This is a genomic window from Parabacteroides sp. CT06 (assembly GCF_002257605.1).
Lineage (GTDB): Bacteria > Bacteroidota > Bacteroidia > Bacteroidales > Tannerellaceae > Parabacteroides > Parabacteroides distasonis.
Window position 1 is genome coordinate 3641145 of sequence record NZ_CP022754.1, and the last position, 16856, is coordinate 3658000.

Consider the following 16856-nt stretch of genomic DNA (forward strand, 5'->3'; position numbering starts at 1 on the left):
CTTAATTTTACTGGTTCAAAATACCTTTACAACAGCACTGGTTCCATCCCGCAAATAGACCTTTACCACATAAGCCCCTTTAGCGATCGGCAGACGGTATTCGGCTGACTCCGATTGTACCCGGCCGGACATCCTTCCATCAATCGTAAAAACATCACAGCGCCGCATAAGCCCCTCGGTCGAACGCACAATAACCTGACCGCCGCTTTCATCCCGATAACAGAATACTTTTGGTTGTGTCGCGGCAATTACTCCGTTACTTGTCGCGATCGATTCTCCTTTCAAACAAAAACGCCCTATGTTGGTTGTCAGCCGTCCCAGCTCAATCTTATTTTCTTTTCCGGCAAGCAAGGGATGAATCCGGTTGTTGTCCAAATCTTTCAAGATCCAACCGGAATAGCTTTCGGGAATCGTTATCGACAAGTTGACATCCGCTGGCTTGGCTAAATATATACCGAGAGGTATCTCTCCGCCATTCGCACGTTGCTGAATATCCAGCGCACGTTGCTCTGCTATGGTAAACAAGGCGATTGTCGGGTTTATCTCATTTTCCAACAGGACTTCCGCGTCCTCGTTCTCCCGGTAATGATCATTCGCTTTTTGGGAAAAATACACCAAAGCGCCGGATTGGCAGTTATCGGCTGATGCCATCAAGCGTACCGACCGGCTTGCCACGGAAGCGCTTTGTTTCCTCGACAACCGATTTGCCTGTTGCAGTTCCGGTTGTGTCTCTAACATGTCTTCAGTAAAGGTAATGGTACACGACTCCACCATCCGCTCTTCGCAAGTCACAAAAAAAGACTGCGTCGGGGCGATAGCCCGTAAGCCATCACCACCATTACCCGGCCTTGCTTCCAAGATACCATCACCATCCAAGTTATGGATCAGCGAGTTGGCTGTTCCATTTTGTCCATCATATATTTTAACGGAAGCAATATGCTCATTCCGCTCCAAGAATTTCTTTACATCGATATGAGTCATGAACGGATTGCCGACCAAGAACGTATTGTTATTAAAAGAGCCATTCTTAAATCGCATGACAACCGGGAAGGTGGCTTTCCCGTCTTCCTGCTCATAGATAAAACGTCCGGAATTATTCCTGTCATTTATCCGCACGCCTACGCTTAATTGAGTTCCCTTCTCATCATAATAATGATATTCCGTATGCTCCTTCGGGAAACGGAAAGTATACGTTTGGCCGTTATCACCTTCTTCCTTCTCGGATGGCTTCAACGGATGTACCCACACCGACAAGGCATTGAAATCAAATTCTTGCCCATCCAACGTATTCTTGTCATAGGGTGTAGCCAGCCAATTGAAAGGTTTAGTCCAGCCGGTCACGGCTATATCTACTTTATCTCCCGGTTTTACAAACGGGCGATTGCTTGAATTGATCAACTGCTCCATGTAAGCCGCATCCCAGATACGTTGATAAATAGTAGGCGTGACCCGGTTTTCTGGATAGTTATTCGCAGTCAACGAGGTGAATGTGTCCGGCAGTTGTATTCCATTGGCAGCGACAAACCAGTCTCCCGAATAGATTCTTTTCAACGGAGCTGCCACCATATAATATCGGTTGGGAGACAGTTCAATATCCACCCATGCCTTTTTATAATCCAGATGATGTGTGTTTTTCACCTCAGCGTTCGGTTCAAAATGAATATAGTTACAGCCGTTTGACGCATCCGCTTCCAGAATCGGATAAGCTTGTGCGGATTCAGGAATAATCACATTGGTACATGTCCAAGGCGAGCCCTTCGACCAATTTTCCCAGGCATTCCAGTCAGTGCCAGTCACATTTTCTAACCAAGTTGTTTCAAGCGGATGGACAGTAAAGTACAATTCAGACAATACGAACTCTGCATTTTCATCATCCTTGTCATAAATGATTAGTTTATACTCTCCGGCCTCTGTTGCCTCCCATATTTCTTGTTGGAAAATCCCTTTATGGATGGTAAAAGTTTTAGAAAATACCGGTTCTGCCGTATGAATATCATCCGCTTTCTTAAAGATGGACATCTTATAGTCCTTTTCCTCTTCTTCCTCAAATTTCGCTTGCCCATACAGCACGACCTTTTCCCCTTCGCAAATATGCGGAGTCGTTCGCAAATTCGCCAAACCACCCGCGCAACTTTCCGGATCCATACAATCAGGCAGCCCGTCGCCATCTATGTCGCTACGGAAAAAGAGGCCGTACAGATTATACCCTTCCAATGCGCTTACAACGGCCGCAAAAGCAATACGTACCTCATCATAAGGCAATGTCGGTTGCGAGATAAGATATCGCCTGTCACCATAGCCTATCACGTCCAACCCGACAGTATTCCAGTCCGAGAACTTCTCCCCGGTCTCTTGGCCGTTCAGATAAGTCGAAACCGTTATCCAGGAACCGACACCGGCTCCAAGCACAAACGTCTTGCTATCCAAGGCAAGCCCCAGTTGCTGGGTCTTATCCATGGTACGTCCTAATTTCACGCATAAGACAAGACCTGTCCCTACACCAACGGCAGGCGTATAGGTCAACGCAGTATTCATATCACCATCCAACAAAAGATCACCATTGACCAATGTCCCGGCAACGGAAACAGTTTGAAACGGTATTTGTAAAGACAGGGAAGCATTCGTCTCCTCCGTAGAAACGGCCAGGGCACAACCATTCTTTAGCGGGTCCGAACAATCATCATCGGCCGATTCCATAAAGCCATAATAAATACGCAACGTGTTCAAACCCAAATTCAACACGCCGGAAGTCCACAATTGGAATTCATCAAAATCCACACTCGCAGGAACCTTTACGCTATACCGTATCTTTTGAGATTGCTCGCTGCCTATCAAGCCAACCCCGACCACGTTGGACTCGTCGATTACATTCTCATACACGACCTCGCCATTCCTGAATAGCCGTATTCGCAAGAACTGCAAGACATCGGCATCCAAAAAAGTAGAGGCATTCTCTACGATAAAACCGACACGTTTATCACCCTCAATTCCTAAATCGAACGATTCTCCACCTACCGTCTTTATACCTATGATACCCAAGTTGCTTGCCACGCTCAAACCACTCACATAGGATGCGTAATTATCAAAATTCCCATCCAATATATTGGTCTTATCCTTGATATCGCTAATACTGATCAGGCCTCCGGTTACACCATACGTACTTGTCGAAAGCTCATATTTCTCATTTCCATCTGCGTTAAAAACAGGGGTTCCACAAGACGAACTAGGCGGACGGACTCCTTTTGTCAAAGTGACAGTTTCCGAACATGGGGGTTCAGCGGTACAATCTACCGCCGTAGCCTTGAATGTGTACACGCCCTCGACGGTTAATCCCGTTACTTTGGTAACGCCATTTGCCGTTTCTCCGATCTGAACGTTATTCATCACCTCTTGAGGATCGCGCGGATCTTCTCCTGAGAAAAACTCAAAATTCGTCAATTTCCACTTCACCTTCACATCCGGGTTGCTCCTCAATTCGTAAGTCGTTACGTTATCGCAAACCGTAGCGCTCAGACTGGGCTGGATCGGGCAGTGATGGTCTATTTCCGGTTTCTCCCTGACAAAACCATAATAGATACCCACCCCGCCTAGGTTCACACTTAACGCACCGGCTCCAACAGTCAGCCGGGCAGAATAAAAAGGAACCTTGGATGTGATGGCTGATGTGATCTCTCCCGTAGTGACAACTCCTAACTTCAATATGCCGGCCGATAAAGTTTCCGTTTGAACCTCTTTGTTGTTCTTATCATATAATGTAATGGTCACAAAACTTCCGAGTGACAAATCCAGGAGTCCTTTATTAAAATATTTAAACCCCACTTCCGTACCGGCAGGAAACTCGTAAGTTGTACCAATCTGCGCATGAAACCATTCTCCAATAGCCAACCCTCCTGTCCCCAAATAGTTGGTTGTATCTGAATCGAACAGTTTGTCATGAAAAGTATCCTCCCTTAGGGGTTTGTCTTTTACCGGCCAAGGCATGCCGTCGCACTTGTCATAGTCGATTTGTATGCCTTTTTCACCTAACCCTAATTCTATCCCGTATGTTTCTACTCCATCATAAGTCAAAAGCACTTCTTTCGGATCCCCGACAAACGCATACCTGATGCTTAGCTGATTAATAGCCTCTACATGTAAGCCTCCTTGCATCAAATAAATCTCATCAAAGTCTTTCGTCGTTTTTACACAGACATCTACAGAGACAGCATCAGAACCCGGAATCTTTATCAAGTCCAAACCGACCCCACCGGAAGACGCTCCTCCCACCGCTATGGTCTCCTGTTCTTTGCCATTTAAATAAGTCGTAATAGAAAACAACTGGATCACCTCCAGCGACAAAAGTCCTCCACTCTCAGTCGACGCCAAGCTGAAACCGGCAGTCGTTCCCCCCTTGTATGTGTTTTTCGTATCCTTAACACTCAAAACAGGCGATAGCAGCGCATCGACCTTAATACCGGTTATCGAAGCATAGTTGTTCAAGTCCGAATCGGTTATATACTCCAAATGACTATAGTTGGTCGCCACATTGGCTACTGACGAGATTCGGTTCACCATGCAATAAGGGCCTACCAACGCCCTACGCTTGGTAACCTTAACCGGTTGATTTCCGGTTTGCCCTTGTATATTCACAAACGATACCAACAGGAAAAGCAGGAAAACACCTCTTTTTATATATCGACTAATCGTGCGCATAGACTTTTTATTATTTACTTATTTCCCATATCTCTTTAATCTCCAACACCTCGCTTTTGGATATATCCGGATAAGTTATTACCAAAGACATCTCTTTCAGCGAACCGGAATAGTCTTTTATTTTGTCTTCAGACAAAAGTTTTTTAATATCGGTAATCAGTTCCACATCTTCTTCCTTAAAAGGCAATGCCTTTTCCAAATCACAGACGATTGTTGTCGTTTTAACTTGCTTCTCCCAATCGGTTTTCAAATTCAGTTCGTTCATCGGGCGATAGAACACGGAATATTTCTCATTCACTCCCTGTCCGGTCGAAATAGACGGGTTAAGGGTAAGCGAGAAGTCCGAATTCGTAGCTTCAGCCGTAGGATACCAACTGACCCCGGAAATCTTATTCTTTTCCGGATCCGCCAATCCGACCCAATTGAAAGCAAGATAAGAAACGCTCTTCCGCATCACGGTCGTATCCGCTTTCATACGCAGGCTTTCTGTCAGACCTGCCTCCGGAGCCTTTCCTGACAAATAATATTTATCCACTCCGGATTGTCCCTCGTAAACAATCGTTGCCCATGTTCCCGATTTTCTTTTTGCAGATTGGTCAAACAGACTACGGACGGTTGTATTATGTTCAAGTTTATTCAACAGCGTATTAACCAAATGGGTTTGGAAGTTTGATAAAACACCGCCTTCAGCCATGTCCGAATTGATTTGATCTAAAAAGTCGGATTTGCCTTCGCCCTGAATTTGCCCTTCTATTTCAGATAAACGCCCAATATATTTTGTGTATTTATCTTTCAAATCCGGATTCAGAATCTGTTCGGAAAAATACCGCTTCAAAGCATCCAAAAAGTCAACCGTCTTATCAACCACCGGCTGGCTTAACTCATCTTTATATTTCGACAAGACAAAAGCATAGAAATCCGATTGAAAATAGTTCTTTATATCTTCCGGTAACAAGCAGGTAGCCGGATAACCGGATATTTCCGTATCCCCCCCCTCTGTCTTTTCTTCCCAATCAGGAAGTTTCTCAAACCAGAAGTCGGTACGGGTCACCGCACGCCGCAACACGACCGGACAATTGTAAGGATTCTCCCGATCGGCACCTTGATCCGTCGACAAGATGTCCCGCGTGAAAACATAAAACATATTCCGGTCATTGAACGGCTGGAAGGGCATTTGCAAATAAACCGTCTCGTACGTCCCGGTCTCTCGCAGGGGAGACCACGGCTGACCGTCCGCACCTGTCCACCCGCAAACGGCGGAATCGATATTGGCCACAAAGACCGCATGATAGGTCTCACCCTGCGACAAGGTGTCTTTCAAAGCCTCCCGTTGCTCCCACGACATATTCTCGCGTCTCAACGGCCAACTCTCCCCGTCGGTATCCAACCCGGGGATTTCCCTCCGCTTCTCCAACGTCCCCTCCTCACTATACAGCAGGTAAGTAAGCGAGTTGATACGTACCCCTTTCGGCTGGTTTTCATGGATCACACGCGTGGCGGCACCAGCCGCGGTCGTGTAATCCACCACGAACTTACCAGCCGAAACCACCGATGCCGTAGGCTCCGGTATCTCATTTTCGCATCCGGCACAAAGGCATAAGCCGGCTAACAACCCCACAACCTTTTTCATATATACGATTCCATTCATTATTCACATTCATACTCCATCCCATGCGTCATCGTCGACATCCACCGTCGCATCGTTTCCATCGGCAAAACCGGCGTAACGCACCTCGAACGTTTCTTTATCCTTACCGTTAAACAAGACAATCGTCCGTGTATTCTTCTTGATTTCGATAGCATCCATCGGTACATCTTCTTCGGCACGTCCACGCAAGGCGTATTCTACCGAGGTATCATTCGCAAAAGAGACCGTCACCTTGGCGTCTGACAGTTCCCCCGGAAGCAGGGCGATCGGTAAGAGCTGTTCTTCCAACTGTCCTTCCACGCTTACGGTCCAATGAAATTTCCGCTGTTCACGCTCGATAACAAGCACCGAGTCACACGACTCGTCGCGGATATAGCAATTCCGGGCCGTTTTCATGCTGACCGTAATATCCGTCACCGCCCCATTCGTTGCCGTATCGAACTGGTCGGCCGGCTTTCCCATATTCAGGACGAATTGCCCGGTGACGCGTCTCATCAGCACTCTTTCGTTGGTCGGCATGTCGGTATCGACCCAGCGGTCGATGATTTTACGGTAAATCGCCAAGTCTTCCTTGCTCGCCTCATTCAACGCGACTTGATAGTCCAATACCGGTCGGTAGTCGATCGCGAAATCGTAAAGGTCCTTATATGTCAAAAACGTATTTTGAGTCGGAAACATCCCGCTTCCCATCCCTTGGCTTATATCCGGCACGCACACGAAAGCAAACTTATGCCAAACTCCGGGCAAATTCTCGACATGATAGGTTTGTCCCTCCAGGTCATAATATTTGTCGCAATACAAGACCACATTATACCGATCCCAATATTGATCCGAAGGATCGGTAGCCTCGGGTTTCCCGCTTTCCGGCCTGCGTTCCGCCACATAGAGCCGTACAAACTGCTGATCTGTTATCTCCCTCTCGGCGGTATTGTCCGCGGCGCGTGTAGCCACATGGAATGAGGCGACCGCCGTTTGCCCTTCTTGCGGAACCTCATTCGAGCATCCGGCAAGGCAAACCACCGCCCAGGCGCATATATATTTTCCTATCGTCTTATTCATCGCGTCTAATCCTTTTTTTCCACTATTTTTTATCCATGATCTCTTCCTCGTCCTCATTCCAGTCCTCGTCCGTATCGATCTCGCCGTCTACCGTTCCCGTATCGGGCCCTCGCCAACCGTTATAGCGGCGGGCGCAAATCACGTTGTAGAAACGCGAGCGCATCTCGACCCTCGCCTTGCCGTTCTTTTGCGCATTGGGCGAAAACTGCACGGCCCAACTGAACCCGGCAGTAATTCCGGCCGCATCGCTAGACGAGGGCGTGGAGGAAAAGAAGGAATAAGGTTCCATCTTCCAGTCTACATCCACAGTACGTGAGTATTCCCCGGGATAAGACCTCGACCCTCCGCTGATATGCCCGGCTATCGCCTGCAATTCGGTGTAAGCCGGCAAATACCACAAAATCTCGTTATAGTCGATCTTCCCGTTGCCGTTACGGTCGCGGTTCTTGCCCAAGGCATATCCCAACGCGATGTTCGATGGAATATTGCCGTCCGGATAAGCCGGATCGATGCCCCATTTGTCGCCGTTCAAAGCGATGTCATACAACACACGGGTATTGGTCAACCCATTCTTTTTCGAGTTTAGGTCGTCTGCCAGGATCTCATCCATCTTCAGACACCAATAATGCTGGAATCCCCATTGCATATTTTTCTTTTCCAAGATACGTTCCACGTAGAGCGTATCCAGTACCTTCTTCGCGAGATCCGTGGCAAACCTCTCGCGTATCACCATCTGGGCCGCGTACTGCTTGATCTCTACCTCTTTCACGTTTCCCGCCTGGTTCGAGAACAGGAGCTTGCCTGTACGGGGGGCTTTGAAGTAACGATCGTTACCGTGCGGATCCTTGATTGGCGGGATATACTCGTCCGTATGGATATAGAAGTAGTGCAACCCCGCCTCTCCGTCCAGACGGAAAGCGGCTTGATCGCAGCTAGCCTCCGCTCCCAGCTTACGGGGCTTATAGGATGGCGAGGCGGAAACCTCCAGCCAGGGGGTCTGGTCCGGATCGGCCACCCGCACCGTCCAGTTACTGGGCGAGTAGAGAAGTACCTGCGTCACGTTGGGATGGGCATCCAGCACGTCCTCGAAGTTCCCGTAGATAGTCAGCCCGCCGATCGGATTGGCATCCACGCGGGTGTCGGTCTTGTCCGCGTCGAAGATACGGATCCGGTAGTTATAGACATGGTTACGGCAGACGTTGAAGTCTTTGTAATTGTCCGAACCGAGGTAGATATAGTAGGTCACGTTGCTCGGATCCTCGCCCCCCACCGGATTCTTCTTGGTGTAGACACCGCGGATCATCAGGTAGGTGGCATACTTGAAGCCTCGCTCTTCCGCATTAACCGTATACTTACCGTTATTTATGCCTTCGTTTCTTTTGAATATCTTTTCGGCATCATCCGGATTCCGGCTTGTCCCGGCAAGCCCCCGCTTGTTGATTTGCTGATAATAGCGATACAAATCCTCATAACCATACTTTCCGGCAGTCTCGGGATCTTTTCCGATCAATCCTTTCAGGTTCTCCCAGTTCTTCTCTTGGTCGTACACCCTTCCTTGCCGGTTCTCGAACATCTTGAAAGAGGCGGTATAGGTATCATTCGTTCCAACCGCTCCTTTTACGATCTCGAAGTCCAATCTTTTTCCCTCTTGGTAAAATTGTGCCGAACGGTCTGCCTTGGCAGCATTACCGGCCACGACATACGAATAATCGCCTGCGCAAATATCCAGCGAATCCGACAATGCGTTGTCGGGATGACGATATCCCCAACTACCCACGTCATCAACCGACCCGCCGCCATCCAGCAGCATGCTGCCCTTCGGAATATTGTAAAGAAACATTTCCCCGACCGCGAATTTATCTTCCGGATCGTACGGTTCGAAAGAGACATTAAAATTGACTTGCGCCGTCAGACGCTTAACCGGGATGATGTATTCCTTTTTCAACTGGCCGGTCGTGGTCAGTTCCAACGGGAGGGAGCCGGTCATGATGTGTTTGCCGCCATAAGCTCCTTCCGGAGTTCGGATCGTGGTATATTTCGCCTTCAACCCAGTCAAAGTGACCGGAGAGTTGTTGATCAAATCTTCCGTCTCGTCTCCTTCCGGCAAATTGCACAAGGCATAGATGGATTGATCCTCCACGGCGGTCAGGTAGATATTGACCGAATGGTTATCGATCGTCAATTGCTGGTAAGCTTTATTGACCAATTTCCCATCTTTGTCAAACACCATGACCAACACATTTTCCAAAGACTCCTGCTGCCCGGTCTCACCGACCCGGGTAACAATCACCGGTGCCTCCTCGGTAGAAAAGCGGAAAGTGATCATCCCTTCCGTTACCCCCTCGCCCGGGTTTGAGCCGCCCTTGTCGAAGTCGTCTTCGCAACCGGACAACAAGGCGATCAGCATGATCCATATCCAAGTATATCGTTTCATATCGCTATATTTATTGTGCGTGACAGGCTTGACGGGCATAATACGCATTTTCCTTATTTTCTCTATAATAATCATCATCAACATTGCCTGAACGGTCAATCTTTGTCGCTAATGCGTTTTTATAATAACTGGCAGAATTAGAACTCCAATAAAATTTTCCTCGCTCTATATTCGCATCCGCGTTATCCTTATATTGCTTCAAGAAACATCTCAATGCGACTATCGATGGCAAGAACCAAAAAGGTTCTTCAGACTTCGCTTCTTCATAATCTATCTCAAGTTCTTTTCCCGCTTCTCCCAGAGCACAAACCTGTATGGCAGAGCCTTTAAAATCATCTATCCATGTTTTATTTATAAATTCCCGATAATTGGCCTTACCATCTGCCCAATGCTCTGTCACAACAAGAGAGCTCCAATACCCCCATCCGAGTGTCTGTCCGGCAGCCACGATATCCCCTGTAACCGCGTTTCGTTTCGTCCCAAAATCGAAACGACTGAAGCCACGATATCCGTCACTATCATCTTCCATTTTCACAATCAACGCATTGTATTGCTCCACGTACAAATCAGAGGAGGCACCGCTCACCACAGAACCGTTTTCATCAAGGGCCTCCAGTAGTAATCGGATCTTCCGTGTCTCTCGCTTATTTACCCAATCCGGGACACTCGCGTAATCAGCCATCCGAATGTAAATATCCTTTCCTCCAGTACCAGTCAATTCAGTGACATAACCGCTTGTCGTTTCGTCCCAAAACTGAATCCAAGGCGTATCCGAAGCATCACCGCCCGGTACCGCTGTCAGTTTCCAATTCTCATAAAGAATCGATGCGCTTATCTCCAAATGGTTCGTTCGCGAACCGATGCAATCGAAGATATAATATTTCTCACCGGCCTCTTCCGGCTCAGTTTTATACTTATTGCCATCCTTGTCCCGCAGAGACATCAAGGGAACAATAGGCACACTGGGAAATTCCACCGGAATATCCACTTCCTGCCAAGGTCCGGCCTCCACGGTCACCTTGGTTCCCGCCAGGCTTTCCGGATAGTCGCCTTCCGTATTATCTCCTTCCAGCTTATGCCCGATATGGTAAATCATATTCGGATGCAGGGAGTAGATCTCCGGGGTACTCTCCTTGCCTTCGTAAATGGCAGGGAAAGATTTGATCCGGGTCAATTCGCTTCCCGCAACAATCTGATCATCACTACCCGGCGCATCATTATATTTATACCCCCACAGTTCTACCTTCAGCGTGGCATCGAGGGTATTATTTTGAATGGGCAGCGCATACGCCCCCATCAAGATGGTATTCTCCCGTTGTTTCCGTCCTTCCAGATGATCGGTCGGTATACTGTACAAAAGATCACCGCTTCTGGTTTGCTCCGGTCGCGGTTTGAAACTCATCAGATCGAACTTACAAAGCGTTTGGCAAACCGGTTTCCCGTCAACCGATCCACCGAAATCCTGTAGGGACGGCTTGCCCTCCCGCGTCATCCCCCGTGTCAGGCCGATCCGCACGTTTTGCTTCTGAAAGAGATTCAGGCGTACCTCTGTTACCCGATAGGGGGTATTACCTATATTCAGTTTATAAGGGATGTCCGAGAGGTAGCAAAGCACTCCGGCCACGCGGCGGCGCAGTTCCACTTCCACGACATTCAAATTGTCGGGCATGAAGTCGAACGCCTGCCAACCGGCGAAAAGCTCCGAATGCGCTATGTCGGGATGGCCGTAAGCGATTAATTCTTTATCTTGTTTTTTGTCAGTCGCAGCGGTTGTCGGGTCTTTCTCATAAGGCATAGGTTCGCCTGGGGCTTCTTTCGCAAGAACCGCTTGTGCCGCCGACAGTTTAGCTCCCGGTTTGGCGAATTCCGGCTGTTTATTGGCGGCATCAGCACCATAGGTCAGGCCATACGTATCGCCCGAGGCGTCGTCTAAGCCGACACATAATATCATATATTTGCCGGGGACCATGGCGATCTGGTCTTGCGGCAACAGAAGTTCAAACGTTTCGGTTTGCGGCTGTCCTTGCCCATAGCCCTCCTCTACCGAGGGATCCCAAGGGGTGCCGTTTTTCATCAGTAGCTGGGAAGCTACGACCTTGGTTTTTTTCGGGTCAATATCGTCCGCGGTCATATCACCGCAATAATAAAGGATGGCGTAGATTTGAGTCACGTGATGCAAGCTAGCCTGGCTGTACAGGTGTGTCTTGGTATCCAACTGCCCGGTAGTCAACCTAACGACGATACCCTTCTCGGGAAGACCCTCCGGAGAATCTATCGGTTCGTCAGCGCAACCCGCGAAGAGACAGGCAAGGAATATCAGGATTAAGATGCTCACATGTTTCATCATATCAGAAACTTTTCTTAAATTACTCGTTCTTGTTTTGTATAAATAGACATTATAACCGGCCCGTGTGCTTCCTTACATATAAAAAGGGGGGGGGTGCCGGGGTGCTTATAGTTTCCTGTCTAGGAAACTGAATAGAGGAGCCGTGCCTTGTCGGCACAGCTCCCGTATAAAAGTGATTGTCCCTTATCAATCGGGAAGTCCGATGCGGGCGGACATTAGTCGATCTCCAGGTCGTGGATGAATTCCCACTGGTCGTTGATCTTGATTACCAACTCTTGGGATTTATCCAGCGGCTGTGGTTTATCCGGGTCAACGCCTGGTTTGTCGGGATCGTCGCCACCGCCACGCTTACCGATTTGGTACAGGTGGTTACGGTAGATGCTGTAATGATATTCCGTATCTTTCAGGGTAGCGTCGATAGAGGCGTCATCCAACTTAACAGACCAGGTCTGAAGGATGTATTCTTTGTCATTATCGTCAGTAGCGAAGCCTTTGCCTTGATCATTTCCTTTCTTCTTACCGACCAACTGAAGCTCGAAAGTATTCAAGGTCTCATCCTTGTCGAACGGGATGACGAATTCGCCGGCCAATACGGCGCCATCGGCTACGGTTACGGCGGCGTTGGTACCCTCATACGGGTTCTTCCATTTGGAGGTCTCACCGAGGTACTTCTTACCATCAACATCCATCGCAACACCTGTCCAGTCTCCATCATTGCCAAAGCTGAACCACTTCGTCAAGTCGATCTCATAAACGGTGTAGGCGTTATCTGTTCCTTCTTTGAATTCTGCGTCTTTAGTCAAAGCGCTGTCACTGAAACCATTGACAATATTCTCCTTGCCTACCTCGGTAGCGTCGTCGTTCTGCTTGTTCAGCTGGATGGTCATATCCAGACGGTCGTTACGGTTGGAAGCGACCAAACGCAATTTGGTAGACCAACATGCTGTTGTACCATCAGATAAAGCATTTCCATCCGCCGGGATATTCGAGAAGTAACCCAGCACACCGGCAACCTGACGCTTCAGCAACACGGTCCAAGAGACACTTTCCTTCGGTTCTAATGTCACCGGTTTGGATTGACCGGAGAATACCTCGCCGACAGCCCTGCTGGCGAATTTCGTATCTTTAGAATACTCAACAGACTTTGTTAACAGGTAAGGGAAGCCGGAACCCGGAGTGGTGGCGAAGTTGTGGGTGATGCCTCTCTTAATGTCATCCTCAGTAAGGTAAAGCCCCGGGATATTTTTCCAGTTATCATCATCCGGAGCAGTTTGCGCACCTTGGAACTTGAACGGAGCCGGATTGCCTTCCACCTCTGTCTCGTTCTGGCCTACGGCGTAGATCGTATAAGTCGAACCAGCCTGCAACTTATCCTTCCCTTCCAGCTTAATGGTTCTCTTACGGCCATATTTATATTCCTCGCAAGTATTGTCCCAGTTGTCCACATGGATGGTCTTAATCAACTTCTGTGTTCCAGTCTCCTCTTTGAAGATATACAGCATCACGTCCGTCACATCCTCGGATCCCCTGTTGTCCGTACTATACAAGGGACGAGACTTCGTGCTGAGCACGTCCGTATCTTGCATATCCAACACGATTACCTGTTCACCGGTGGCAACCTCGTTACCCGGTCCGTCCAAGATAGGATCGTCATCGTTGCCACAAGAAGTGAACGCTAACAGACCGCACAAAGCGACCGCGCCAAAGAAATAATTCTTTTTCATTTGCTTCTTCTTTTAAATGTTAAACTTCGGTTTTATCTATAAATAACGTTATTCCACATCCATGATATGCAGGGTCTCCCAGTTGTCGTTTATCAAGATGAAGATCTTGAAACGGCAGCAGCAGGGGTCGTACTCGTAGCGCAAGATGGTCAGCTCGTTGCGGCTCATCGTCACGCAGACCGGCTCCGGGGCGATCCAGTTGCCGCCCTCCGAGGGCCTGTCGCCCACGTGGTAGCGCAGATCAACCTGCGACGCGCCCCGTTTCCGGGAGGGGGCCAACAGGCTCTTCGCCACCATGGCCGGCTCCTCGCGCTCCCAGCTACGGTCGAAGGCCAACGTCGTCGGCTCGCGATAGCCCCCCTCGGCACTGAAACGGCTCATGATATCCGATACCTTCCACTCGCTGAAGGCATACGCCTCGGGCATCCTCTCGGTAGCCAGGATCAACTTGCCCTTCAAGCGCCTCATGCCGCACGAGAAACGCTCGCTATCCAAGGCATATACCAGCGTATCGCGGGTGAAATAGGCGTCGCTACCCTCCGCGCCGCCGGGATGCAGCCCCAGCGAAGCGAGATCGCTGTCGAAAGCCGCGGTATCGCCCAGGTTGCCCCAGGCTGTCAGCACGTAAGAGCCGTAGGGAAGGTCGGCCGGTAGGGGCACCTCCACGCTTCCCGCGTCGCCTTCCACGGGTGACAGCGCGCGCTCGGCCACGACACGGCCCGTCTCCAAATCGCTCACCCGATAGGCCAAGTCCGACACATACTCCCTGAAGGGAAGATCCTCCGGACGCTCCTCCTCGTAACCCAGGCGAGCCGCCGCCGCGCTGTTGACATAATTCTTATCCGCCACCTCCAGCGAGAGACGCAACGGCGGACAAGGCTCCAGCTCGTCGCGGATGCAGCCGCACAGCAGCGCCATAGCCAATCCACCCAACAGGGTTATTCCATGCAAATGTTTTCTTTCCATCATTTTACGCCTCCTTTCCGGCTGTTCGTCATCTGCCATTCATGCTCGAGCACGGCCAAGTTGTTCTTCCCGACCTCCGAAGCCGGATAATAAGCAAGCAACTTACGGTACGCCTCGATCTTTTCGGCCAACGAAGGCATCAGTTCCGCCACGCGAAAAAACTCCTCCTCGCTGAACGCGTCCGGCCGGGTGGCATACATCCGCAACAGTTCCTCGTCGGAAGTGAAACTCTTCAGCGTGTAGGTGTAACGGTACTCCACCTTGCGGTCGCGTTGCAGATAGTTCGTGCGGATACGTTCCCAGCAGGACAGACGACGGATCTCGCGCTCCTGCACATCATCGTTGTTGCCGTCGGCGGGATAACGCTCCAGGATAGCCTCCACATCGGCTGCATCCGGGTCACCGGCTTGCCGCATGGCTTCCAACACCGGCTCCCAACCTTCGGGACGGACATCGGCAAGGATACGCTCCTTCATCTCCGGGGCTATCGCCATCCTGTCTTGCAGCCAGCGACCGGCGGCCACCGCCCGTTGGTACGCAAGGTTCGTGTTGAACCCGAACGGGCCATCGGCAGATGCCATCCCGATGATGTGTATGGAGTGTACGCTCGCCAACGAATCTTCCAAAATCGGGCGTAACGTCTTCGCCATTTTCTCCAGTTCCGCCCGGTTGTCACCCAGCGAGCCGTCTATGTCCGAACGATTGATGGTAAACTGCAAGACGGCGATCCCTTTTCCCTCCATCACTTTCGGGCGCTTCGCCAGCGTGGGGCGGATCCATTGGAGCGAGAAGGTATCCACAGGCTCCGATTGCCGAAGCTTAGCCACAAACAAGGTATCTATAATTCCGCATGACGCACATCCCTCGACGGAGACCAACGCGTCTATATAGGCATCATCCCAGCCTTCAGGAACCGCGACCCGCGTCTCGTAAGGTATCTCCATCAACTCAGACCAACGGTCGGCACGGACAACCTGCCCGGGCAGGGAGTCAACATACCCTTCCAGCACCTTTTTCCTATATATTTTCTTCGCATAAACCGGCGCGTCAACGGCTACCGGCTCATACATATCCGCCACCTTGCCATCGGGTGCCACCAAACGGGGCGTAATAAGCAAACGTCCCCTTTTCGACAAATAATCCACCGGCACCTGAAACTTCATTTTCACCGTTCCCTTGCTTGAGGGATCAAGCATCACCTCACCCAACCTCGGAGACACGGAGACACCAACGGGTGTCTTGACCGGCGAGCAACTCCCGAATATCCCCAAGGAAAAAAGAGCGACCAACAATTTTTGTGAATGAAATCTCATACCGTTAGAATATATAAATCAATGACAGGGCAGCTTTGGTAGGCCCGAAATAGTTCTTATGTTTGTCTTCTCCGCACTTCTCGCAATAGACGCGGGGGCTCTCCTCATACCACAGGCGGGCATAGCCGATACCGATGGCGGCCTCCAGGTTCCAATGCGGCGAGAGAATCCAGTCGTACCCGTAAGTGAAACCTCCTCCGGCCAGATAGCCATCGTAGCGTTTCTTCTTGAATCCCCCGAAGTACTGCGCCCCATGCAAGTGCATACCGACAAAGTGCCCCTCGGACTTCTCGCAGAACCAATATTTCAACTCAGGTTGTACCAGCCAGAAACGCATCTTCTTGTCGTCCTTGAATGTCCAAGGATTGTAGGATCCGGACAGTTCCAGCGTATATCTCGGGCTAAGAGCTACTTCCAATCCTAGATTCGGCGTAGTGGTCGCCCACATCAAGGTATTGGTCTTCAATGCCACGTCTTGCGACTTGGCTGTTTGCGCAACCCACAAAACCAATAGAAAAAATAATAAAACCTTATATCTCATCATTTATTATTTGTTTTTTGTCCGCCTTCCGGCACATGACACTCTTTCGCTATCAGGCGACTGACATATCGGCAGTGGCATACAGAACAACGCTTCTTCGTTCTTACGAAATGCGGCCTCCCGCCGTATCTG

The 16856-nt window shown here is 49.8% G+C and carries 9 protein-coding genes; all 9 read right to left on the minus strand.

The genetic code is table 11. The features are described 5' to 3' along the window. Positions 1-15 precede the first annotated feature (15 nt). Positions 16-4692 carry a hypothetical protein gene (locus CI960_RS16155; RefSeq protein ID WP_008781093.1) on the minus strand — a complete coding sequence of 1559 codons (4677 nt, stop codon included), beginning with the start codon at positions 4690-4692 and terminating at the stop codon, positions 16-18. A 10-nt stretch (positions 4693-4702) separates the two neighbouring features. Next, on the minus strand, positions 4703-6322 hold the full coding sequence (locus tag CI960_RS16160) for a hypothetical protein (protein WP_227211402.1): 1620 nt from the start codon (positions 6320-6322) through the stop codon (positions 4703-4705). A 27-nt stretch (positions 6323-6349) separates the two neighbouring features. Beyond that, complete coding sequence (locus CI960_RS16165; protein WP_227211400.1) at positions 6350-7399, minus strand: hypothetical protein; 1050 nt, start codon at positions 7397-7399, stop codon at positions 6350-6352. Positions 7400-7421: 22 nt separating this feature from the next. After that, positions 7422-9833, minus strand: coding sequence for a hypothetical protein (locus CI960_RS16170; RefSeq protein ID WP_227211398.1), 2412 nt, complete (start codon positions 9831-9833; stop codon positions 7422-7424). Between the two features lie 10 nt (positions 9834-9843). Continuing rightward, the gene (locus CI960_RS16175; protein WP_232520538.1) at positions 9844-12180 is read right to left on the minus strand and encodes a hypothetical protein; all 2337 of its coding nucleotides are present in this window, start codon (positions 12178-12180) and stop codon (positions 9844-9846) included. Between the two features lie 215 nt (positions 12181-12395). Then, positions 12396-13904 carry a hypothetical protein gene (locus tag CI960_RS16180; RefSeq protein ID WP_008778575.1) on the minus strand — a complete coding sequence of 503 codons (1509 nt, stop codon included), beginning with the start codon at positions 13902-13904 and terminating at the stop codon, positions 12396-12398. A 48-nt stretch (positions 13905-13952) separates the two neighbouring features. Continuing rightward, positions 13953-14873 (minus strand): hypothetical protein, encoded by a 921-nt coding sequence (locus CI960_RS16185; protein ID WP_227211394.1) that lies wholly within the window; start codon positions 14871-14873, stop codon positions 13953-13955. After that, positions 14870-16183 carry a hypothetical protein gene (locus CI960_RS16190; RefSeq protein ID WP_008778577.1) on the minus strand — a complete coding sequence of 438 codons (1314 nt, stop codon included), beginning with the start codon at positions 16181-16183 and terminating at the stop codon, positions 14870-14872. The genes CI960_RS16185 and CI960_RS16190 overlap by 4 nt, the downstream gene beginning before the upstream one ends. Before the next feature lie 4 nt (positions 16184-16187). Continuing rightward, positions 16188-16727 (minus strand): DUF3575 domain-containing protein, encoded by a 540-nt coding sequence (locus CI960_RS16195; protein ID WP_008778578.1) that lies wholly within the window; start codon positions 16725-16727, stop codon positions 16188-16190. Positions 16728-16856 lie beyond the last annotated feature (129 nt).